We start from the raw sequence: 22,367 nt of genomic DNA on the forward strand, positions 1-22,367 counted from the left end.
GGTGGCATCCCCGGCAGCTGACGACTATCTGAAGACCGTCTACGCGCACACCGAGTGGCAGGATGCGCCGATCACCCCCTCGGTCCTGGCGGCCAAGCTCGGCATCGCCCCGTCGTCGGTCACGGAGATGGTGAAGAAGCTCGCTGCGGCGGGACTCGTGTCGCACGTGCCGTACGGAGCGGTCCGGCTGACGGACGCGGGGACCACCCGGGCCCTCGCGATGGTCCGCCGCCACCGCCTCATCGAGACCTGGCTCGTGCAGGAGTTCGGGTACGGATGGGATGAGGTGCACGACGAGGCCGAGGTGCTGGAGCACACCATCAGCGACCGGCTGCTCGAGGGCATCGACGAGCGCCTGGGGCGGCCGCGCTTCGATCCGCACGGAGACGCCATCCCGGATGCCGAGGGCCGCATCGAACGCGAGCCCTTCGTGCTGCTCGCCGATGCCCCGGACGGACACACCGGCCGCGTCCTCCGCGTCGACGACCGCGACCCGGAGCTGCTGCGGACCCTCGACGCCCACGGGGTCGTCGTGGGGACGACCGTGACGGTGACCCCGTCCGGCATCACCCTCGACGACACCGAGCCGCCGCTGCCCCCCGCCGCCCGCGCCGTGGTGTGGTTGTCGGCCTGACCCCCGGCTTCGAATCGCGCACTTTGCGGCACATCGGCCGGGGATGGGGCCAATCAGGCGATTCGAAAGGAAAGGTGAGGCCTCTAGGCTGAGCACATGGCACACCGTGACGACATCGAATGCTGGCTCACCGACATGGACGGCGTGCTCGTCCATGAGAACGACGCCATCCCCGGGGCCTCCGAACTCCTCGCCGGATGGGAGCGCAACGAGATCCCGTACCTCGTGCTCACGAACAATTCGATCTTCACCGCCCGCGACCTCTCGGCCCGCCTCCGTGCGAGCGGCCTGATCGTGCCGGAGGAGCGCATCTGGACCTCCGCGCTCGCGACCGCCGACTTCCTCGCGCAGCAGCTCCCCGGCGGCTCCGCGTTCGTCATCGGCGAGGCCGGCATCCTCACCGCTCTGCACGAGGCCGGCTTCATCATGACCGAGACGAACCCCGACTTCGTCGTCGTCGGCGAGACCCGCAACTACTCGTTCGAGGCCATCACGAAGGCCATCCGCCACATCATCAACGGCTCGCGCTTCATCGTGACCAACCCGGACGCCACCGGCCCGAGCGCCGACGGGGTGCTGCCGGCCACGGGAGCGATCGCCGCCCTCATCACCAAGGCCACCGGCAAGGAGCCCTACGTCGTCGGCAAGCCCAATCCGATGATGTTCCGTTCGGCCCTGAACAAGATCGGCGCGCACTCGAAGAAGACGGGGATGATCGGCGACCGGATGGACACGGACATCGTCGCCGGCATCGAGGCGGGTCTGCACACGGTGCTCGTGCTCACCGGCATCAGCGACCAGCGGATCATCGAGCAGTACCCCTTCCGCCCGGACGAGATCGTCGACTCGGTCGCCGACCTGCTGCCCACGATCACCGACTCGATCCCCACTCTCGACGAGGACTGACGTGGGCGCCCTCGACGACGGCGAGCGGGTCACGGCGGCGGACGCCGCGGCCTGGCGCGCCTGGCTCGAGGCGAACCACGAACGCACGGCCGGAGTGTGGCTGCTGAGCGTGCGCGGGCGATCCGCCACCGGCGTCGGCTACGAGGACGCCGTCCGGCAGGCGCTGTGCTTCGGGTGGATCGACGGCCCGGTGCGCACGTTCGACGACGAGACCGGTGGCCAGTGGTTCTCCCCTCGACGCCCGGGGAGCGGCTGGGCGGCGACGAACAAGGCCCGCATCGCGGAGCTGGAGGCCGCGGGGCTCCTCGCTCCGGCCGGCATCCGCGCGCTGGAGACCGCGAAGGCGAACGGCTCCTGGACGCTCCTCGACGGCCCCGAGGCCGGCATCGAGCCGCCGGAGCTCACCGCCGCTCTCGACGCGGTGCCGGCGGCGAGGGCGAGCTGGGATGCGTTCCCGAAGTCGGTGAAGAAGTTCGGCCTCACACACATCGCGATGGCCAAGCGGCCGGATACGAAGGCCGCGCGCATCGCGAAGATCGTGGCGGATGCCGCGGAGGGGAAGCGCCCATGAACCAGAGCGACCTGCTGTTCCTCGTCCTGTTCCTCATCACGCTCACGTCGCTGGTCGTGTTCGTGGTGCAGTTCGTGCGCTCCCGCCGCCGTGGCGGCGAGGATGACGGCCGCGCCGGCTGGTGGGAAGGCCCCTGGGACGACGACGACCGCCGACGCTGAGCCGACGGCCGTCGCCCGGTCTCAGGAGGCGAGCGACGCTCCGGCCACCTCTGTGAGCGTGAGCGAGTCGATCGCCGCGACCGGCTCGGGCATCTGCAGCGGACCGGCACCCGGGGTGATCGTGCCGAGGATGCGCGGCTCGCGCGCCCCCGTCCCACCGGGGACGATCGCGGGGACGCCGTGCAGGGTCGACCAGCCGATGAGGGCGAGGAGGATGGCCTCCTTGCTGTCGGCGGGGGCGCCGAGCTCGTCGGCCAGCACGACCTCGGTCTGCGGCAGCGCCGCCCGGAGCCCGTCCAGGAGCAGCGGGTTGCGGCAGCCGCCGCCGGACACCGCGAGGAAGCCGATCCCGGCGGCCTCGACGTCGCGGGCGACCGTGCGGACCGTGAGCTCGGTGAGCGTGCGCACGACGTCGGCGACCGCGACCTCGCGTCCCTGCGCTGCGAGGTGCTCGTGCACGTAGGCGAGGTGGAAGTGCTCCTTGCCCGTGCTCTTCGGCGGGGTGAGGGCGTAGTAGGGGTCCGCGAGCATGGCGTCCAGCAGCGCCTCATCGACCCGTCCGGTGCGGGCGATCGCCGCGTCGTCGTCGTAGCCGAGCGGGTTGAGGTCGTGCGCGACGATGACCGCGTCGACAAGCGCGTTCGCGGGGCCGATGTCGTAGGCGACGAGGCCGTCCGGGCGGACGACGGTCATGTTCGAGATGCCGCCGAGGTTCAGCGCCGCCGAGACGCCGGCGCGACCGCGGAGCAGCAGCTCATCGAGGAACGACACGAGCGGAGCACCGTGACCACCCGCGGTGATGTCGCGGATGCGGATGTCGGAGACGACGGGCACGCCGGTCTTCTCGGCGATCCAGGCGGGCTGCCCGATCTGGAGGGTGCCGAGCGCGTGGGAGCCGTCGACCCAGTGGTAGACGGTCTGACCGTGCGAGCACACCGCATCGACGCCGCCGACCTCGGCCGCGATATCAGCCGCGACGTCGGCGAACGCCTGCCCGATGAGGGTGTCGAGCTCGGCCACCTCGGCCAGGGTGGTCTGTGCCGGAGGGAGCGCGGCGATGAGGCGTGCCCGCAGCTCGGGATCGTAGGGGACGCTCGTGGATGCGAGCACCGTGCCCCGGAGGTCGACGCCGTGCGCCGTGAACCCCCCATTGGTGGCGAAGTCGACGACGGCGGCGTCGATCCCGTCGTGCGAGGTGCCGGAGATCAGTCCCAGGACGCGCATCGATTTCCTTCCGACAAGAGGTAGGTATCAAAACTACATCAGGTGGCATATGGGTGTAACAGCGTTTCATCCGCCTGGTTGGACGGCCTGGGGTGCCCTCTCCTCCACACTGCCGCGTGATCGGTAATCGCTTCACAGATCCCGGAATTCCGAGCGACGCGCGCACGGCGACCACGTATCGTCGAAGCCGCACCCGCACCGAGGAAGGGAGCACCGTGTCCGCGAACACCCTCACGGTCGTCGTCAGCGCGATCGGCGTCGTGCTCACCCTCGGCGCGAGCCTGTTCGCGGCAGGGGCGGGGATGATCCGTCGCATCGACGAGCGTCTCGGCACCGTCGACCATCGGCTCTCCACACGCATCAACTCCGTCGAAGGAAGGCTCGGCGCCCGCATCGACTCCGTGGAAGAGAAGCTCACCGCACGCATCGACTCCGTCGAAGAGAAGCTCACCGCACGCATCGACACCGTGGAAGAGAAGCTCGGCGCCCGCATCGACACCGCCGAAGAGAAGCTCGGCGCCCGCATCGACACCGCCGAAGAGAAGCTCGGCGCCCGCATCGATGCGGTGGCGGCGGACGTCACGGAGCTGAAGATCACCGTCGCCCGGCTCGAAGGGCCCCCGCGACGCCTGCTCGTGTCGGGGAGCTGAGCCTCGCGTCAGCGCAGGACGAGGGCGGCGGCGCCGATCAGCGGCCCCTCGTCGCCCAGGCCCGAGCGGACGACGCGGGTGCGACGGGAGTACTGGTGCACCGCGCTGGCGGTGAGCGCCTGCTGGACGAGGTCGATGTAGTCCGGCGACACCCGCGAGAAGCCGCCGCCGATGGCGACGACATCGAGGTCGACGAGGGTTGCGGCATCCGCCAGCGCCTCCCCGACGGCGCGGGCCGAGCGCTCGATCGCCGCACGGGCGACGGCGACACCGGCTGCGGCGTCCCGGGCCAGGTCCTCCCCGGTCGCGCCGGACCAGCCCTGCTCCCGCGCCCAGGCGGCACTGGCAGGTCCGGAGGCGATCTCCTCGAGAGTGAGCCCGCCCTCGCGGCGGACCTGCCCCAGGTGCCCGGCGTTGCCGCTGGCCCCGGGCACATACGCACCGCCCACGACGAAACCGCCGCCGACGCCGGTGGACACGACGATCGACAACGAGGCTCCCGCCTGCTGCGTCGCCCCCAGCCACGACTCCGCGAGCGCGAGCGCGCCGCCGTCGTGACCCAGGACCGCCGGGACGTCCCGTCCGAGTGCGGTCGAGGCCGCACGGGCGACCGCGTCGACGAGGCCGAACCCCCGCGCGAGGGGCATGTTCACCGGCAGGATCTCACCGCGGGTCCGATCCACGGGACCCGCGCTGCCGATCCCGGCGCCGACGAGCTCCGCGTCGGCGGGAAGGGCCGCGAGCGCATGCCGCACGATCGCGTCGACCGCCGCCGTCAACGACGCGGACGTCGCCTCACGGCCGGTGGGCTGCCGGCTGCGGCTGCCGGGGACGAGCGCGCCGTCGTCGGCGACGAGGGCGGCCTCCATCTTCGTGCCGCCCACGTCGACGGCCAGCGCGTAGCGGGTCACTGCGGGTCGAGTCCGAGGTCGTCGAGGTCGAAGGCCGCGCGCCACTCCAGGCCTTCGGCCTCGATGGCGGCCTGGGCGCCGGTCTTGCGGTCGACGATCACCGCGACCGCGACGACCTCGGCGCCTTCCTTGCGCAGCGCCTCGACCGCCTTGAGCGCGGACTGCCCGGTGGTCGAGGTGTCCTCCAGCACGACCACGCGCTTGCCCTTCACGTCGGCGCCCTCGATCTGGCGACCGCGGCCGTGGTCCTTCGGCTCCTTCCGCACGACGAACGCGTCGAGCGGACGGTCGGTGCCGACCGAGGCATGCAGGACGGCGTTCGCGATCGGGTCGGCGCCGAGCGTCAGACCGCCGACGGCGACGACGTCGAGATCGGCGATCAGGTCGCGCATGATGCGACCGATCGCCGGGGCGGCGCGGTGGTCGAGGGTGAGCTTGCGCATGTCGACGTAGTACGTCGCCTTCTTGCCGCTGGAGAGGGTGAAATCGCCGTGGAACACCGCCTCGTCCGTGATGAGGGCGAGGAGGGTCTGGCGGTCTGCGTCGAGTGCGGTCACGGCATCCAGTGTAGGAGGCACACCCTAGGCTGGACGCATGCGCTTGGCCACCTGGAACGTCAACTCCATCCGCACCCGCGTCACCCGCACCGTCGAGTTCGCCGTCCGTGAAGACATCGACGTGCTCGCGATGCAGGAGGTGAAGTGCAAGCCGGAGCAGTTCCCGTATGCACCGTTCGAGGAGGCCGGCTACCACGTCGAGGTGCACGGCCTCAATCAGTGGAACGGCGTCGCGATCGCGAGCCGGCTGCCCATCACCGATGTCCGCACCGCCTTCGACGGCATGCCAGGGTTCGCGAAGGGCCACGAGGGCCCCGACGCCCCGCAGGAGGCGCGCGCTCTGGGCGTCATGGTCGACGGCGTGCGCGTCTGGAGCCTGTACGTGCCCAACGGCCGCTCGCTCGACGACCCGCACTATGTCTACAAGCTGCACTGGCTCGAGCAGCTCAAGCAGTCCACGGCGGCCGAGCTGTCGGCGAACCCCGACCTCCCGCTCGCCCTCGTCGGCGACTTCAACATCATCCCGTTCGACCATGACAACGGCGATCCCGACATCGTGGTCGGCCGCTCCACCCACGTCTCCCCCGCCGAGCGCGACGCGTTCTTCGCGCTGACCGACGCGGGCGTGACCGACGTCGTGCGCCCGCTGCTCCCCGAGGGCTACACCTACTGGGACTACCAGCGGTTGAAGTTCCCGCGCAACGAGGGCATCCGCATCGACTTCATCCTCGGCTCGAAGACGTTCGCCGATGCCGTCACCGGCGCGTCGATCCACCGCAACGAGCGCAAGGGTGAGCAGCCCAGCGATCACGTGCCCGTGGTGGTCGACGTGGACTTCGGCGGCGACGACGCCGACGACGACCTGCCGATGATCTTCTCCTGACCCTTCGACAGGCTCAGGCCCTTCGACAGGCTCAGGGACCCATCCTCATGACACGCTCAGTCCCGTCGACAGGCTCAGCCCCTTCGACAAGCTCAGGGACCTACCCCGTGCGGCTGATCGCGACCGACCTCGACGGCACGCTGCTCGACAGCTCGTCCGCGGTGTCGCCGCGCACCCGTGCGGCGCTCGACGCCGCGCGGGACGCGGGCGTCGCAGTGGTGCCCGTCACCGCCCGCCAGCCGATCGGCCTGCGCGTGATCGCCGCCGACGCCGGCTTCGACGGGTGGGCGCTGTGCGGCAACGGCGCGTACGCGACACATCTCACCGAGGGCCGCATGCTGTTCGCCGAGGAGCTGCCGCCCGCGACGCTGCGCACTCTCGCCGACGCGCTGCGCGCCAGCGTCCCCGGCCTGCTCTTCGCGAGCGTGCGGGAGGGCGGCGAGACGTTCGTCGCACAGCACGGCTATGCGGCCATCGCGCAGCTGTCCGACCACAAACGCGACCCCGCGACGATGGGCGGCGTGCCGCTGGACGAGGTGCTCGCGGCGCCGACGCTCAAGCTCGTGATCCGGCACCCCGAGCTCGCGCCCGCCGCACTCTTCGAGACCCTGCGGTCCCTCGGGCTCACCGGCTTCGAGGCCACGCTGTCCGGTGCCCCGTTCGTCGAGGTCATGGCGCAGGGCGTCACGAAGGCCACGGGACTCGCGCGCCTCTGCACGCACCTCGGCATCGATCGCTCCGGCGTCGTGGCGTTCGGAGACGCCCTCAACGACGTCGAGATGCTCCGCTGGGCCGGTCACGGCGTAGCCATGGCGCACGCGGAACCCGTCGTGCAGGAAGCCGCCGACGAGACCACGGCGACCAACGACGAAGACGGTGTGGCCCGCGTGATCGAGCGCCTGCTCGGCCCCTGAACCGGGCCACCGCGGTCAGTCCGCCCCGTTCGGACGCGCCTCGGCACTCGGCGGTCGCAGCCCGAGGAGAGCCAGGGCGCCCGCCCCCGCCGTGAGCGCCGCGATGACGCCGATCCCGACCGCCGGCACCGTCGCCGTCGCCACGGCTCCGGCGACGAGCGGACCGCCCGCGTCGCCCAGCTCCCTGCCCAGTTCCGCACTACCCATCGTGCGTCCCATGCGTTCGGCGGGCGTCGATGCCGCGAGGTGCGAGAACGCCACCGGGGTGGCCAGCCCCACCCCCGCGCCGACCAGCACACCCGTGAGGCACAACACGACAGGCGTCACCCACAGCGCCGAGAGAGCGATGCCGACGCCGACGAGAAGCAGCCCGCCGACCGCCCCGAGGCGGACCGAGAGCCGGCCACGGTCGTGCGCCACCCCGACCAGTGGCTGCACGATGCTCGACACGACCGCCAGTACCGTGACGATCGCCATGCTGCCCACGGTGCCGAGTCCGGCCTCCCGGCCGAGCAGGGGGAGGAAGCCGACGGCCACGGCGAGCGCGCCGGTCGTCGCCGCCAGCACCAGCGTCGGGACGAGGAATCCCGGGGCGAGGATCTCCCGGCCGAGGTCGACGAGGGTCACCCGTTTCCGGGGCAGCACGGGCACGACCGGGACGGCGACCAGCACCCATCCGGCCGCGGCCAGCCCGAGCACGGCCAGGGCCCAGAACAGCGCCGGGATCCCGCCCGCCACCACGAGGAGCGCACCGAGCAGGGGGCCGAGCGCATATCCGAGACTCTTCCAGGAGCCGTAGCGGCCGAAGTACCGGCCACGCGACGCCTCGTCCGTCAACCGCGCCACCGCGGCGGAGGAGGCCGGCGAGAACGCCGAGGCCGCCGCCCCCTGGCCGAAGCGTGCGATCACGAGGCCGATCATTCCCGGGGCCACCGCTCCGACCACCGAGAACGCGGCGAAGGCCAGCAGCCCGCCGAGGATCACGGGACGCACCCCGACCCGGTCGCTGAGCGCCCCGAAGAGCGGCTTGAGCAGCACCTCCGCAAGGTCGTACAGCGCGAGCGTGAAGCCGAACGCCAGCAGCGTCCAGCCGATGTCCTCGGTCTCGGCGCCCAGGGCGGCTGCGATGCCGTGCGCGCCGAACGCGGTGGTGAAGCCGGCGAGGTAGAGCGGTGCCAGGCGCGGGCGCGTCGAGGAGGTCACACCTGATCCTGGCAGACCTGCGACGGACCTTTCAGCCCTGCTGCCGACGGCGTCGGAGGAGCATGGCTCCTGCGAGGAGGAGCCCCGCGGCCATGGTCACGGCGAACGACGGGAGCTCTCCCCCGGTGGCTGCGAGGTCGTCCTGACCCTGCGGTGGCGTCGACGCTCCACCCGAGGCTCCTGCCACGACGTTCAGGGCCGCGCTCGCCACCACATCCCCTTGCGCATTCAGCGCGACCACGGTGTGACTTCCCGCCGGGAACCCCGCGGGAATGCGGAAGTCGTCCGAGAACGCGCCGTCGATCCCCGCTACGAGCTCTCCGAGTTCGGTCGGCTCCGAGCGGAGTTCGATCACGACGGCCTCTCCGGGCGCGAAACCGGACCCCGAGATCTTCAGTACTTCCCCGGCGAGGATCGACTCCTGTGACAGGGCCAGCGCGGGGGGCGATTGCGGTGCCGTGCACTCCGAGGACAACATCACATCCCGTGCCGACAGGACCGCGCCGGACTCCAGACGGAACGTGCCCGCCCCGAGGAGCGACTCCGCACCGCCGAAGTACGCGGTGCAGTAGCCTGCCATCTCCACCCGCAGCGTGTAGACCCCCGCGGGCAGCGAGCCACCCGGAGTCTCGGGGGTGGATCCCGCACCCAAGACGAAGGATCCTTCCGTGTCGAGGGCCGCAACCTCCTGCCATCCGGACGCCGTCCACAGCAGGGCCGTGACCGTCGCCCCGGAGACCGCAGCGCCGTCCGCGGTCGAGACGTTCCCGCCGATCGCGCCGCCCGTCGCGAGGTCGAAGTCCACTCCCGCGCGATCGCCGCCCGCGGCGAGCACGACAGGGGTCGCCTCGGCCCGGGTCGCGACGCCGTCGAAGAACTGCGGGGCGAAAATCATGTCGTACACGTTCGCCGTGGCCCGCACGATGTAGGTCCCGGCGGGGACGGCCAGGCGGTACGAGCCGTCGGGCTGCGTGTAGGCCATGCCGACAAGGGTGTCCCCGCTGTACGCCTCCACGATCGCGTCGCCGGACAGCGCGCCGGACGTGCGCACCACGCCGGTGATCATCCCGCTCGAGTCGAGGGTCGCGTCGATGTCCGAGACGATCTGCCCCTGGGCGACGGCGATGGTCGTCGCATCTTCCTCTCGCCGCGCGTTCTTCCAGTACTCGCGGATACCCCGTCCGCCGTCGGGGACGAACGCAACGACGTACCGCCCTGGCGGGACGGTGAGGGAGTAGGACCCGTCCGGCGCGACGTCCGCCTGCAGCGTGAGCCCCGTCGTGGCGTCGCTGGCGGTCACCCATCCGGGAACGGGCGAGTCGTCGGCCGCCAACGTCATCGTGCCCTGGATGACACCGAGCTCGGCGAGGTAGGCATCCACTCGCTCGGTGCTCTGCCCCGCGGTGACATGGACCGCTTTCGCCCTGCTCTCGTCGTAGGCATCCTCCCAGAACTCGGCGGAGAGCGTCGGGTCCGCCGGTTCGAAGCGGACGCGGTAGTCACCCGCGGGGAGAGCGGCGAGCCGGTAGGCACCGTCCGCGTCCGTCGACGCGAACGCCGACACGGAATAGTCGGCGGACTCCGCCCGTACGGTCACGCCTTCGAGTGGAGAGCCGTCCGCCTGATGCCTCACGATGCCGGCGATCGCCCCGCCGAGTGCGAGGGCCGCGTCCACTCCCACGACGGAATCCCCTTCGGCGACGATGAGACGCTGCGCGGCCGCACGCGACGACGCATCGTCCCAGAACTCGGGGATGAAGTCCGTCCCGGAGGCGTCGAAGGCCACGACGTACTCCCCCGCCGGAAGGTCCGGCACGAGGTACGCACCCGTGGCATCGGTCATCGTGGATTCGAAGACCGACGCGTCGTCGGTCGACACCGAGACGGTGACGCCCGCGAGAGGCGAACCGTCCGCCTCCGCCGTCACCGTCCCCGCCAGCGATCCTCTTGACGCGGCACCGGCTGCGGTCGCGCCGCCCAGTGCGAGTGCGAGGGCCGCGGCCCCACCCATGATCGACCGAAAGAACGCGCGTCGTCGCGCCATGTCCCCACCCTCCGGAGGAGGCCGGCGCAGCCCGATGCTGTCACGGTCGACCTCGAGCGCTGCCGATCCCGCGGCAATGCCTTCTCCGAAGGTAGACGATCGACGCATCGGAAAGGAATAGGCAGATCACAGGAGGGCGCCTCCGCCGCGCGGGGGATGCCGCGCGACGGCCCCCGCCCTACGGTGGAGGGATGGCCTTCACCCGGACGCCGACCCTGCGCGACCAGCGCGGCGACCTCCTCCTCGCGCTCGTCCTCTTCGTCGGCGCGATCCTCAGCGCGGCGCTCTCCTCCATCGCCCAGGTCTACGGCGACGAACAGGCTCCGCTGTGGACCGCCCTCGTCTACGCCGTCGTGGTGGCGGCGCCGCTCGGTTTCCGCCGGCGCTGGCCCGGCACCGTGGCCGTCGTGGTGTCGCTCGCCTACTTCACCGCGGTGACGATCCGGGTCCCGGAGATCTACGTCGGCAACATCGCGATGTTCATCGCGCTCTACACGGTCGGCGCCTGGATGAACGACCGCCGGAAGGCCCTGGTCGTCCGTGTCGCGATCATCGTCGGCATGTTCGTGTGGCTCCTCATCACCATGTACCGCGACGCGATCAGCGAGGCGGACAAGGCGGACGTCGTCGCCGGCGCCATGTCGCCCTATGTGGCCTTCATGCTCATACAGATCCTCCTCAACGTCCTGTACTTCGGCGGCGCCTACTACTTCGGCGAGCGCTCCTGGGCGGCGGCCGAGCAGCGCACCGTGCTGGAGGAGCGCACCCGCGAACTGGAGCGCGAGCGCGAGGTCACGGCGGCGCAGGCGGTGGCCCTCGACCGGGTGCGGATCGCCCGGGAGCTGCACGACGTCGTCGCCCACCACGTGTCGGTCATGGGGGTGCAGGCGGGCGCCGCGCGCCTCGTGCTCGAGAACGATCCGGCCCATGCGCATCATCCTCGGACTGCTGTCGTCGGACGGCGGACGAGTCGACCTCGACGGGACGCCCCTCACCACCGCCGACCGCCGCCGCTTCGGGTACATGCCCGAGGAGCGCGGCCTGTACCCGAAGATGAAGGTCCTGGAGCAGATCGTCTACCTCGCGCGCCTCCACGGGTTCAGCAAGCCGGAGGCGACGGAGCGGGCGACCGCGCTGCTCACGGAGCTCGGACTCGGCGAGCGCCTCGACGACACGATCGAATCGCTGTCGCTGGGCAACCAGCAGCGGGCGCAGATCGCCGCGTCGCTCGTGCACGACCCCGAGGTGCTGATCCTCGACGAGCCCTTCTCCGGCCTGGACCCCCTCGCGGTGGACGTTGTCGCCGGAGTCCTGCAGGCCAGCGCGGCCCGCGGCGCCTCGATCCTCTTCTCCTCCCATCAGCTGGACGTGGTCGAGCGCCTCTGCGACGACCTCGTCATCCTCGCCGGGGGCACCATCCGTGCCGCCGGTTCCCGGGACGGCCTCCGCGCCGAGCACGCCCGCGACCGGTACGAGCTCATCTCCGCGGGCGACGCCGGGTGGCTGCGCACCGAGCCCGGGGTCACGCTCGTCGACTTCGAGGGCGGCTACGCGCTCTTCGACGCGGACGGCCCCGACACCGCCCAGCGCGTGCTGCAGTCGGCGGTCGCGCGCGGCGACGTCGCGAGCTTCGCGCCCAAGCACCCCTCCCTCGCCCAGATCTTCAAGGAGGTCATCCAGTGAATGCCTCGACCCCCGCACGGAACCGAATCTGGCTGGTCGCCGAGCGGGAGATCGGCTCCAAGCTCCGCAGCAAGGCGTTCCTGATCTCGACCGGCATCCTGCTGCTCATCGCCCTCGCCGGCGTGCTGTTCGGCGGCTTCGCCAGTCAGAACAACGACGCCATGCCGGTGGCCGTGACCTCGGAGACCGCGACCGCCGTGTCCGCACTGCCCGACGTCGAGGTGACCGAGGTCGCCTCTCGCGCCGACGCCGAGGAGCTGGTCCGCGAGGGGGACGTCGATGCGGCGGTGCTCGCGGGGGACAACGCCGCGGGCTACACGATCGTCGCGCTGGAGGACGCCCCCGGATCGCTCGTGTCCGCGCTGTCGCTGTCCCCCGAGGTCGTGATCCTCGAACCGGTCACCACCAACCCGCTGCTGCGCTACTTCATCGCGATCGCCTTCGGTCTCGTCTTCATGATGGCCGCGGCGACCTTCGGCGGCACCATCGCTCAGAGTGTGGTCGAGGAGAAGCAGACCCGGGTCGTGGAGGTGCTGCTGTCGGCGATCCCGGCGCGCACGCTGCTCGCCGGCAAGGTGATCGGCAACACGGTGCTCGCGATGGGGCAGATCCTCGCCCTCGCAGCCGTCGCCACCATAGGGCTCATCGTGACGGGTCAGCGCGAGGTGCTGACCACCCTGGGCGCCCCCATCATCTGGTTCGCGGTGTTCTTCCTGTTCGGGTTCATCCTGCTCGCGGCGATGTTCGCGGCGGCGGCCTCCATGGTCTCCCGGCAGGAGGACATCGGATCGACGACGACCCCCATCACGATGCTCATCATGGCGCCGTACGTGCTGGTGATCGTGTTCAACGACAACCCGCTGGTGCTGACGATCATGTCGTACGTGCCGTTCTCGGCTCCGGTCGGCATGCCGATGCGCTTGTTCGTCGGCGAAGCGCAGTGGTGGGAGCCGCTCCTGAGCCTCGCGATCCTCCTGGCGAGCTGCGTCGCGGCGATCGTCGTCGGCGCGAAGATCTACGAGAACTCCCTGCTCCGGATGGGCTCGCGCGTGAAGCTCGCCGAGGCTCTGCGCGGCTGATCCCGGGACCCCGCCTTCGCGTCGAGACCCCCTGCTGCACGCGTGTGCAGCAGGGGGTCTCGGCGTGTACCCGGGGTCTCGGTGTCAGAGGAGGCCGTCGGAGAGGGTGGTGGGGTTGCCGAAGCGGTGGTTGGTGATCGACACGGCCTGCTCGTGCAGGAACGGGAGCATCTCGACCCGGCCCGCTCCGGTCACGGCGTGGGACCACACCGCGACGTCGGGGCTGCCGTCGAGGGCCGTGTGCAGCGCGGCGGCATCGCCACCGACGAGCCGCACCCGCTGCCACGACCGGGCGCCCTTCGCGTAGCGCTTCGTCCACGCGGCATCGGACTCGGTCTTCACGGTCACGCCCTGGGCCTTGAGCGCCTTCTCCACGCGGGACGGCAGCGACGCGGCCGACACGGTGAAGGGGCTGCCGCTGCGCAGTGCCGCGGCGAGCACGCGGACTCCCTCGGCCAACGGCGCGTCCTCGGCGATACGCACGTCGACCGCCACCGGACGGTACCGGAACACGTTGCGCTCGACGCCGAGTCCGGACTTGTCGCTCACGGCGCCGAACTCGTCGATCCACGCGCGCTCATCGGCGGCCGCCGCGCGGTGCAGCCACTCGATGCCCACGGGGTCGAGCTCAGGCGCAGCCGCCTCCAGCAGCCCGGTCACGGCCGGGGTCACCGCCGCACCCGGAGCCGCGGCGGGCAGCTCGCCCGCACGCCACTCACCGAGACCGAAGAGGTAGTTCGGGCCGCCGGCCTTGGCTCCGGCGCCCACGGCCGAGCGCTTCCAGCCGCCGAACGGCTGGCGCTGCACGATGGCGCCGGTGATGCCCCGGTTCACGTACAGGTTGCCGGCCTCGACGCGGTCCAGCCAGGTCGCGACCTCGGCGGAGTCCAGCGAGTGCAGCCCCGCGGTGAGGCCGTAGTCGACGGCGTTCTGCAGCCGGATGGCCTCGTCGAGGTCCTTCGCGTGCATGATGCCGAGCACGGGTCCGAAGAACTCGGTCAGGTGGAAGTACGAGCCCTCGCGCACGCCGGTCTTTACCCCCGGCGTCCACTGCTTCCCCTCGTCGTCGAGCTTCCGGGGCTCCACGAGCCAGCGCTCGCCCTTGTCGAGCGTGGTGAGCGCGGTGAGGAGCTTGCCGTTCGCGGGCTCGATGATCGGCCCCATCTGCGTGGCGGGGTCGTCGGGAAGCCCGACGCGCATCGAGGTGACCGCGTCCACGAGCTGCCGCTCGAAGCGCTTCGAGTCGGCCACCGACCCGACGAGGATCGCCAGCGACGCGGCCGAGCACTTCTGCCCGGCGTGGCCGAACGCGCTGCGGGCGACGTCGGCGGCCGCGAGGTCGAGGTCGGCCGACGGCGTCACGATGATGGCGTTCTTGCCGCTGGTCTCGGCCAGCAGCGGCAGGTCGGCCCGGAAGGAGCGGAACAGCTGCGCGGTCTCGTAGGCCCCGGTGAGGATGACCCGGTCGACCTGGGGACTCGCGACCAGGCGGGTGCCGAGGTCGCGGGAGGCGAGGTCGACGAGAGCGAGCAGATCGCGCGGGACACCTGCGGCCCACAGCGCCTCGACCATCACGGCGCCGCACCGCTGCGTGAGCTTCGCGGGCTTGATGATCACGCCGGATCCGGAGGCGAGGCCGGCGAGGACTCCGCCGGCGGGGATCGCCACGGGGAAGTTCCACGGCGGCGTGACCACGGTCACCTTCGACGGCACGAACTCGGCGCCGGGGATGGCCTCGAGGTCCTTCGCCCGCTCGGCGTAGTAGTGCGCGAAGTCGATCGCCTCGCTGACCTCGGGATCGGCTTCCGCGATGGTCTTGCCGGCCTCGTGCGCCATGATCTCCAGAAGCTCGCCGCGGCGGGCGGCCAGTTCATCGCCCGCGCGGTGCAGGACGGCGGCGCGCTCGGCGGCGGGGAGCGCCGCCCATTTCTCGGCGGCGGAGGTGGCGGCGGCGAACACGGCGTCCAGCTCGGCGTCGGTCTCGATGCGCGCGGCGGCGATGGCGTCCCGGCCGAGCGTCGACGACACCGAGCGCTGCAGGATCTCCCGACCCCACGCGCGGTTCGCGGCGAGCGCGGGATCGGTGTCGGGCTCGTTCGCGAAGCCGTCCGTGGTGTTCGCGGGGCGCGGAGCCGTGCGGTCCTGGGTGCGGTTCGGGCCGGGTACCGACGGGTCCGCGACGAGCGCGGCGAGGGAGCGCTCGAAGCGCTCCCGCTCGCGGGTGAGCAGGGTCGGGTTCGAGGCCAGCTCGAACACGGCGGACATGAAGTTCTCAGGGCTCGCGTTCTCCTCGAGGCGCCGCACGAGGTACGCGATCGCGACATCGAACTCCGCCGGGTTCACGACCGGCGTGTAGAGGAGGAGGCGGCCGACGTCCTTGCGGACGGCCTCGGCCTGCCCGGTCGCCATGCCGAGCAGCATCTCGTACTCCACGAGGGCGCCCTTCAGCCCCTGGGTCCCTGAGGCCGCGCCCCCCTGGGTCCCTGAGCCTGTCGAAGGGTCGGTCACGCCCCGGGCCTTCGCGAGCAGCCAGGTGTAGGCGATGTCGAAGAGGTTGTGCCCGGCGACGCCGATGCGCACGGCATCGAGCCGCTCGGGGGTCATCGCCCAGTCGAGCACGCGCTTGTAGTTCGTGTCGGAATCCTGCTTGGTGCCGTACGTCGCGAGCGGCCAGCCGTGCACCTTCGCATCGACCTCCTCCATCGCGAGGTTCGCGCCCTTGACCACGCGCACCTTGATCGGCGCTCCGCCCTTGGCGCGGCGGGCGGCCGCCCACTCCTGGAGCCGCTGCATGGCACCGAGCGCGTCCGGCAGGTACGCCTGCAGCACGATGCCGGCCTCGAGGTCCTCCAGGCCGGGCTGGTCGAGGATGCTCGTGAAGGCCGCGATCGTGAGGTCGAGATCGCGGTACTCCTCCATGTCGAGGTTGATGAACTTCTGGGTCCCGGTGCGGGCACCCTTCGCCTCGGCCTTCGCCGCGAGCCGGTACAGCGGGGTGAGCTTCTCGACGACGTCGGCGACGGCCTCGTCGAACGACCACATGGAGAGCTGGCTGACGACGCTCGAGACCTTGATCGAGACGTAGTCGACGTCCGGACGGGCGAGGAAGTCGTACGTGCCCTGCAGTCGGCGGCCCGCCTCGCGCTCCCCGAGCACGGCCTCGCCGAGGAGGTTGAGGTTCAGACGGTTGCCGGTCTTGCGGAGCTTGGCGATCGCGGGACCGAGCTTGGACGGCGTGGCGTCGAGCACGAGGTGCCCGACCATGGCCCGCAGCACGCGCCGCGAGATCGGCACGACGACGTTCGGGAGCTTCGGCGCCCAGAACCCGCCGGCCTTGATGGCGGCCCGCAGGTAGCCGGGCAGCAGCGTGGGCGTGATGTCGGAGAGCTCGGCGAGCTTGCGGCCGGCAACCCGCAGATCCTCCGGACGCATGACGCCGTCGACGAAGCCGACCGTGAAGGCGAGGCCGTTCGGGTCCTTGAGCACTTCGGACAGGCGCTGGGCGGCGGGCTCGACCGGGTGGGTCTCGCTCTCGGCGAGCCAGCGCTGCACGAGCGCGGCGACCTCTTCGGTGCGGGGGGTGGTGTCGTCGATGACGGTCATGAAGCGGGGTACCTTCCTCGGCCTCGCACACCCGGGTGTCGTGTGCGGCTGGATCATTGTCCAGCCGCTCGGTAGGCTCCGTCTATCAACCGATTCGAGTGGATTCTGTTCACTCCTCCCGAACGATCGGAACCGCCGTGCTCGACGTCCATCGCCTGCGTCTGTTGGTGGAGCTGTCACGCCGCGGCACGCTCTCTGCCGTGGCCGATGCGCTGTCCTACAGCAAGGCCTCCGTGTCGCAGCAGCTCGCCGCGCTGGAGCGTGATGTCGGGGTGCCGCTGCTGCGTCGGGTCGGTCGCGGCGTGCAGTTCACGCCGCAGGGGAACGTCCTGGTGGCCGAGGCCATCGGCATCCTCGATCAGCTCGAGCACGCCCAGGTCGCCGTCGCCGAATCGCTCACCGAGGTGACCGGCACCGTGCGCCTCGCGGTGTTCCAGTCCACCGCGCACTCCCTGCTGCCCCGCGCCCTCGCAGCCCTCGGCGCGCGCCACCCCGCCCTGCGCGTCGAGGTGACCGAGCGGGATCCGGAGTCCGGGCTGGTGGGCGTCTCGAGCCGCGACTACGACCTCATCCTCGCGGAGCAGTATCCGGGCCATACGCGTCCCATCCACGCCGACCTCGACCGCGTGGTGCTCGCCCACGACGCCATCGCCCTCGCCCGGCGTCCGGGAGCGTCGGAATCCGCCGATCCCGTCGCTGCCCTGTGGGCGACCCGCGCCGAGCCGTGGGTGCTCGAACCCGCCGGGACCGCCTCCCGCGCGTGGGCCGAGCAGCTCTGCCGCACCGCCGGGTTCGAGCCCGACGTGCGCTTCGAGCTGGCCGACCTCACCGCGCACGTCCGGCTCATCCACGCGGGACTCGCGGTCGGGCTGCTCCCCGAGCTCGTGTGGGCCGGCGACACCCCGACGGTCGACCTCGCCCCGCTCCCGCAGGAGCCGCGCCGGGAGATCTTCTCCTCCGCGCGCCGGGTCTCCGCGGACGCCCCGTCGATCCGCGCCGTCCGCGCCGCGCTCGCCGACGCCGCCTCCCGCAACCTCCTGGACTGACGCGAACCGACTTCCGGGAATATGCATGCACATGCATCGGTTCATCCCCCGTGTACCCGGACGACGGCGTCCGATCCCCTCCGTCCGAAAGGCACTTCCGTGAGCACTCCCGTCATCGACCGCACCGCCCCGACCGAGCACCCCGTCCTCGACGTCCTCGCCGGCCGCTGGAGCCCCCGCGCGTACGACGCGCAGCACCCGATCGACGAGGCCAAGCTCGCCACCGCCCTCGAGGCCGCCCGCTGGAGCCCCTCCGCCAACAACATCCAGCCCTGGCGCTTCATCGTCGCCCGCCGCGGCACCGCCCTGCACGCCCAGATCGTCGACGCGCTCATGGGCTTCAACCAGGCCTGGGCCGGCAACGCGGCCGTCCTCGTCGTCGCGATCGCCGAGACCGCGACCGCCGACGGCACGCCGATCAGCCACGCGTTCTACGACCTCGGCCAGGCCGTGGCGCACTTCTCCGTGCAGGCCCACCACGACGGCCTCGTCGTGCACCAGATGAGCGGCTTCGACCCCGAGGTCGTCCGCGAGTTCGCCGACCTCGAGCCCCGCTTCACCCCCGCCACCGTCATCGCCGTCGGCGAGTTCGGCGACATCGAGGCTTTGCCGGAGGTGCTGCAGGAGCGCGAGGTCGCCCCGCGGGTGCGCCGTCCGATCGCGGAGACGGTCGTCCTCAGCGCCTGAGCATCGACACACGAAAGGCCCGGTATGCGTGATGCATACCGGGCCTTTTCGCGGTGCGCCGAGGCCGCTCAGTCGTCGAGCAGCTCGGCCTCGATCACGTCGTCCTCGTCCTCGGGCTCCGGCTCCGGCGTCGTCGCGGTGAGCACGAGGCCCGTGCCGTCGGCCGCCACGTCCACCCGGACGGTGTCGCCGTCGTGCACGCCGCCCGAGAGGAGGGCGGTCGCCAGCTTGTTCTGCACCTCGGTCTGGATGAGGCGACGCAGCGGGCGGGCGCCGAACACCGGGTCGTACCCGCGCTCGGCCAGCCACGACCGCGCCCCGGGAGTGACCGCGAGCGTGAGGCGACGGTCGCGCAGCCGGTCGTGCAGCTGGTCGACCGACAGCTCCACGATCTGCGCGAGATCGTCTTCGGTGAGCGCCTGGAACATCACGATGTCGTCGAGACGGTTGAGGAACTCCGGCCGGAACGCCTGGCGCACGAGGGCCATCACCTGCTCCCGCTTCTCCTCCACGGAGAGCACGGGGTCGATGAGGATCGGCGAGCCCAGGTTGGAGGTCAGGATGAGGATCACGTTCGAGAAGTCGACCGTGCGCCCCTGCCCGTCCGTCAGCCGTCCGTCGTCGAGCACCTGCAGCAGCACGTCGAACACCTCGGGGTGCGCCTTCTCGACCTCGTCGAGCAGGATCACGCTGTACGGACGACGGCGCACGGCCTCGGTCAGCTGACCGCCCTGCTCGTAGCCGACGTACCCGGGAGGGGCGCCGACGAGCCGGGAGACCGAGTGCTTCTCGCCGTACTCCGACATGTCGATGCGCACCATGGCGTGCTCGTCGTCGAAGAGGAACTGCGCGAGCGCCTTGGCCAGCTCGGTCTTCCCGACACCGGTCGGGCCGAGGAACAGGAACGAGCCGGTGGGGCGACCGGGATCGCTGATGCCCGCGCGCGAGCGGCGCACCGCGTCGGACACGGCCTTGACGGCGTCCTTCTGGCCGATGAGGCGCTTGCCGAGCTCGTTCTCCAGGTGCAGGAGCTTCTCGCTCTCCCCCTGCAGCAGCCGCCCGACGGGAATGCCGGTCCAGGCCGCGATCACGGCCGCGATGTCCTCCTCGGTGACCTGCTCGTTCACCATGCGCGGTTCGCTCGAGGCCGTGGCCTCGGCCTGCTCGGCTTCGGCGATGTCGCGCTCCAGGCGCTTGATCGTCTCGTACTCGAGCTTCGACGCCTTCGTGTAGTCGGCGTTGCGCATGGCGAGGTCGCGCTGGGTGATCGCGTCGTCGAGCTGCTTCTTCAGCTCTCCGACCCGGTTCAGGCCCTGCCGCTCCCGCGCCCAGCGGGCCTCGAGTCCGGCCAGCTCCTTCTCGAGTTCGACGAGGTGCTCGCGGAGGGTGCCGAGACGCTCCTTGGACGCGGCGTCCTTCTCCCGCTTGAGCGCGAGCTCCTCCAGCTTCAGCCGGTCGACCTGACGCTTGAGCTGGTCGATCTCGACGGGAGAGGAGTCGATCTCCATCTTCAGACGAGACATCGACTCGTCGATCAGGTCGATGGCCTTGTCCGGCAGCTGCCGCGCGGGCAGGTAGCGGTTGGAGAGGGAGGCCGCGGCCACGAGCGCGCTGTCGGAGATGGTCACCCCGTGGTGCGCCTCATAACGCCCCTTGAGCCCGCGGAGGATCGCGATCGTGTCCTCGACCGTCGGCTCGCCCACGTACACCTGCTGGAAGCGTCGCTCGAGGGCGGCGTCCTTCTCGATGAACTCGCGGTACTCGTTGAGCGTGGTGGCGCCGATGAGCCGCAGCTCGCCGCGGGCCAGCATCGGCTTGAGCATGTTCGAGGCCGCGACCGAGCCCTCGCCGCCGCCCGCGCCCATGAGCACGTGCAGCTCGTCGATGAACGTGATGACCTGGCCGTCCGACTCGGTGATCTCCTTGAGCACCTGCTTCAGGCGCTCCTCGAACTGGCCGCGGTACATCGCACCCGCGACGAGCGCGGAGATGTCGAGCGAGACGAGCTCCTTGTCCTTGAGGGACTCGGCGACGTCGCCCGCGACGATGCGCTGCGCGAGGCCTTCGACCACCGCGGTCTTGCCGACGCCGGGCTCACCGATCAGCACCGGGTTGTTCTTGGTACGGCGGGTGAGCACCTGGCTGACGCGCCGGATCTCACTGTCCCGTCCGATGACGGGGTCGAGCTTGCCCTCGCGGGCACGGTCAGTCAGGTTGATGCCGAACTGCTCGAGGGCGGACTGCTGTTCCTGGTTCGGGGATCCGGTCTGCGGGGTGGTCATGCGCTCCTCCTGGAGATGCTCCTTCTGAAAGTTGAGTTTGGTTGACTCAAGTTTAGCATTCGGCGGTGCGCGGCTCCACCACCTCTCACCTCTCGCGGGCGACCTCGTCCCAGACGGCCGCCGCCACCTCGCGCTTGGTCCCGGCCGCGGTCCGTGCCAGGGCTCCTCCGCGACCGAGGATGTGCACGGCGTTCTCGCCACGCTCGAAACCCTGCTCCCAGCCGACCTCGTTCACCACCAGCAGGTCGACCCCCTTGCGCTCCTGCTTGCCGCGGGCACGGGCGAGCAGTTCGGCCTCGTCCTCCGGGGTCTCCGCCGCGAACGCGACGATGAGCTGCCCTTCCCGCCGGATGTCGACGAGCGCGGCGACGATGTCCTCGTTCTCGACGAGTTCGATCGTGCCGACGCCGCCACGGTCCTTGGTGAGCTTGCGGGCGGAGACCTCGACCGGACGGTAGTCGGCCACCGCCGCCGCCATCAACACGACGTCGGCCGTCGCCGCCTCCTCCTTCATCGCCGCGGACAGCTCGGCGGCTGTGCCGACCCGCACGATCCGGATGTGCGGGTGGCGGGCCTCCGCGAGCACGTCCCCGGAGACGTTCGCCGCGACGAGCACCACCTCCGCGCCGCGCCCCGCCGCCTCCGCCGCGAGCGCGACCCCCTGGCGGCCGCTGCTCCGGTTGCCGAGGAAGCGCACCGGATCGATGGGCTCTCGCGTGCCGCCCGCCGAGACGACGACCCGCACGCCTGCGAGGTCGCCCGGGGCCAGCAGCGCCTGGACGGCGGCGAGGATCTCCTCCGGCTCGACCATGCGACCGGGGCCGCTGTCGCCGCCGGCCAGTTCGCCGTCGGCGGGGCCGACCACGTGCACGCCGCGGTCCCGGAGCGTGGCCATGTTCGCCTGCGTGGCGGGGTTCCGCCACATCTCCGCGTGCATCGCGGGGGCGACGAGCACGGGCGCCTCGGTCGCGAGCAGCGTCGTGCCGAGGAGGTCGTCGGCGAGGCCCGCGGCCATCTTCGCGAGGGAGTTCGCCGTCGCCGGGGCGACCACGACGAGGTCCACCCCCTGCCCCAGCGCGACGTGCCGCACGCGGGCGACATCCTCGTGCACGCTCGTCGTCACCGGGTGCCGGCTCAGCGCCTCCCAGGTCGGCAGGCCCACGAAGCGCAGCGCATCCTCCGTGGGCACGACGGTCACGTCATGCCCGGTCTTGGTGAGCAGGCGCACGAGGTGCACCGTCTTGTACGCGGCGATGCCGCCTGTGACTCCGACGACGATGTTCACGCCTCGATTCTGCCTCAGGGTTCGGACGCCCGGGTCGTCGCGGG

Annotated in this window: 19 protein-coding genes and 1 pseudogene; 12 read left to right on the forward strand and 8 right to left on the reverse strand. The window is 71.2% G+C overall.

Going from position 1 to position 22,367, the window contains the following annotated elements; genetic code table 11:
• The first annotated feature begins 1 nt into the window (after nucleotide 1).
• From BLU02_RS08625 to BLU02_RS17580, 4 genes are all read left to right on the forward strand, one after another.
• A complete protein-coding gene (locus BLU02_RS08625) occupies nucleotides 2-634 on the forward strand; it encodes a metal-dependent transcriptional regulator (protein ID WP_060921505.1) in 633 nt (210 codons plus the stop codon).
• A 96-nt stretch (nucleotides 635-730) separates the two neighbouring features.
• Nucleotides 731-1,540, forward strand: coding sequence for an HAD-IIA family hydrolase (locus tag BLU02_RS08630; protein WP_025104898.1), 810 nt, complete (start codon nucleotides 731-733; stop codon nucleotides 1,538-1,540).
• A 1-nt stretch (nucleotide 1,541) separates the two neighbouring features.
• The gene (locus BLU02_RS08635) at nucleotides 1,542-2,111 is read left to right on the forward strand and encodes a YdeI/OmpD-associated family protein (protein ID WP_060921504.1); all 570 of its coding nucleotides are present in this window, start codon (nucleotides 1,542-1,544) and stop codon (nucleotides 2,109-2,111) included.
• Nucleotides 2,108-2,272 (forward strand): hypothetical protein, encoded by a 165-nt coding sequence (locus tag BLU02_RS17580; protein WP_167627837.1) that lies wholly within the window; start codon nucleotides 2,108-2,110, stop codon nucleotides 2,270-2,272. The genes BLU02_RS08635 and BLU02_RS17580 overlap by 4 nt, the downstream gene beginning before the upstream one ends.
• A gap of 21 nt (nucleotides 2,273-2,293) precedes the next feature.
• Here the strand turns inward: BLU02_RS17580 and BLU02_RS08640 are convergent, their stop codons facing one another.
• Entirely contained in the window at nucleotides 2,294-3,496 is a 1,203-nt protein-coding gene (locus tag BLU02_RS08640; protein ID WP_060921503.1) for an anhydro-N-acetylmuramic acid kinase, read from the reverse strand.
• Between the two features lie 215 nt (nucleotides 3,497-3,711).
• Between BLU02_RS08640 and BLU02_RS08645 the strand changes: the two genes are divergently transcribed.
• On the forward strand, nucleotides 3,712-4,146 hold the full coding sequence (locus BLU02_RS08645) for a hypothetical protein (RefSeq protein WP_060921502.1): 435 nt from the start codon (nucleotides 3,712-3,714) through the stop codon (nucleotides 4,144-4,146).
• 8 nt (nucleotides 4,147-4,154) lie between these two features.
• Here BLU02_RS08645 and BLU02_RS08650 read toward each other — a convergent pair whose 3' ends face one another.
• Nucleotides 4,155-5,057 (reverse strand): ROK family protein, encoded by a 903-nt coding sequence (locus BLU02_RS08650; RefSeq protein WP_083370942.1) that lies wholly within the window; start codon nucleotides 5,055-5,057, stop codon nucleotides 4,155-4,157.
• The gene (gene pyrE / locus BLU02_RS08655) at nucleotides 5,054-5,614 is read right to left on the reverse strand and encodes an orotate phosphoribosyltransferase (protein ID WP_060923662.1); all 561 of its coding nucleotides are present in this window, start codon (nucleotides 5,612-5,614) and stop codon (nucleotides 5,054-5,056) included. Before pyrE ends, BLU02_RS08650 begins: the two co-directional genes overlap by 4 nt.
• Nucleotides 5,615-5,651: 37 nt before the next feature.
• Here pyrE and BLU02_RS08660 point away from each other — a divergent pair, with 37 nt between their 5' ends.
• Nucleotides 5,652-6,497 (forward strand): exodeoxyribonuclease III, encoded by an 846-nt coding sequence (locus BLU02_RS08660; RefSeq protein WP_060923663.1) that lies wholly within the window; start codon nucleotides 5,652-5,654, stop codon nucleotides 6,495-6,497.
• Between the two features lie 47 nt (nucleotides 6,498-6,544).
• On the forward strand, nucleotides 6,545-7,411 hold the full coding sequence (locus BLU02_RS08665) for an HAD family hydrolase (RefSeq protein WP_083370943.1): 867 nt from the start codon (nucleotides 6,545-6,547) through the stop codon (nucleotides 7,409-7,411).
• A 15-nt stretch (nucleotides 7,412-7,426) separates the two neighbouring features.
• Here the strand turns inward: BLU02_RS08665 and BLU02_RS08670 are convergent, their stop codons facing one another.
• Entirely contained in the window at nucleotides 7,427-8,614 is a 1,188-nt protein-coding gene (locus BLU02_RS08670; RefSeq protein WP_060922885.1) for an MFS transporter, read from the reverse strand.
• A gap of 31 nt (nucleotides 8,615-8,645) precedes the next feature.
• On the reverse strand, nucleotides 8,646-10,658 hold the full coding sequence (locus BLU02_RS08675) for a carboxypeptidase-like regulatory domain-containing protein (protein WP_167627838.1): 2,013 nt from the start codon (nucleotides 10,656-10,658) through the stop codon (nucleotides 8,646-8,648).
• 191 nt (nucleotides 10,659-10,849) lie between these two features.
• Here BLU02_RS08675 and BLU02_RS17955 point away from each other — a divergent pair.
• From BLU02_RS17955 to BLU02_RS08690, 3 genes and pseudogenes are all read left to right on the forward strand, one after another.
• Nucleotides 10,850-11,539: pseudogene (locus BLU02_RS17955) on the forward strand (histidine kinase dimerization/phosphoacceptor domain-containing protein); the annotation flags it as partial.
• 46 nt (nucleotides 11,540-11,585) lie between these two features.
• The gene (locus tag BLU02_RS08685; protein WP_231919677.1) at nucleotides 11,586-12,341 is read left to right on the forward strand and encodes an ABC transporter ATP-binding protein; all 756 of its coding nucleotides are present in this window, start codon (nucleotides 11,586-11,588) and stop codon (nucleotides 12,339-12,341) included.
• The gene (locus tag BLU02_RS08690) at nucleotides 12,338-13,420 is read left to right on the forward strand and encodes an ABC transporter permease (RefSeq protein WP_060922887.1); all 1,083 of its coding nucleotides are present in this window, start codon (nucleotides 12,338-12,340) and stop codon (nucleotides 13,418-13,420) included. Before BLU02_RS08685 ends, BLU02_RS08690 begins: the two co-directional genes overlap by 4 nt.
• A gap of 84 nt (nucleotides 13,421-13,504) precedes the next feature.
• Here the strand turns inward: BLU02_RS08690 and BLU02_RS08695 are convergent, their stop codons facing one another.
• Nucleotides 13,505-17,023 (reverse strand): bifunctional proline dehydrogenase/L-glutamate gamma-semialdehyde dehydrogenase, encoded by a 3,519-nt coding sequence (locus BLU02_RS08695; protein ID WP_060922888.1) that lies wholly within the window; start codon nucleotides 17,021-17,023, stop codon nucleotides 13,505-13,507.
• Between the two features lie 137 nt (nucleotides 17,024-17,160).
• Between BLU02_RS08695 and BLU02_RS08700 the strand changes: the two genes are divergently transcribed.
• A complete protein-coding gene (locus tag BLU02_RS08700; protein ID WP_025104922.1) occupies nucleotides 17,161-18,069 on the forward strand; it encodes a LysR substrate-binding domain-containing protein in 909 nt (302 codons plus the stop codon).
• Nucleotides 18,070-18,168: 99 nt separating this feature from the next.
• On the forward strand, nucleotides 18,169-18,756 hold the full coding sequence (locus BLU02_RS08705) for a nitroreductase family protein (RefSeq protein WP_025104923.1): 588 nt from the start codon (nucleotides 18,169-18,171) through the stop codon (nucleotides 18,754-18,756).
• A 68-nt stretch (nucleotides 18,757-18,824) separates the two neighbouring features.
• Here BLU02_RS08705 and BLU02_RS08710 read toward each other — a convergent pair whose 3' ends face one another.
• Entirely contained in the window at nucleotides 18,825-21,038 is a 2,214-nt protein-coding gene (locus tag BLU02_RS08710; protein WP_082750120.1) for an ATP-dependent Clp protease ATP-binding subunit, read from the reverse strand.
• An 85-nt stretch (nucleotides 21,039-21,123) separates the two neighbouring features.
• On the reverse strand, nucleotides 21,124-22,323 hold the full coding sequence (gene coaBC, locus BLU02_RS08715) for a bifunctional phosphopantothenoylcysteine decarboxylase/phosphopantothenate--cysteine ligase CoaBC (RefSeq protein ID WP_083370944.1): 1,200 nt from the start codon (nucleotides 22,321-22,323) through the stop codon (nucleotides 21,124-21,126).
• Nucleotides 22,324-22,367 lie beyond the last annotated feature (44 nt).

The organism is Microbacterium paraoxydans, from assembly GCF_900105335.1.
In the GTDB taxonomy this organism is placed as follows: domain Bacteria; phylum Actinomycetota; class Actinomycetes; order Actinomycetales; family Microbacteriaceae; genus Microbacterium; species Microbacterium paraoxydans.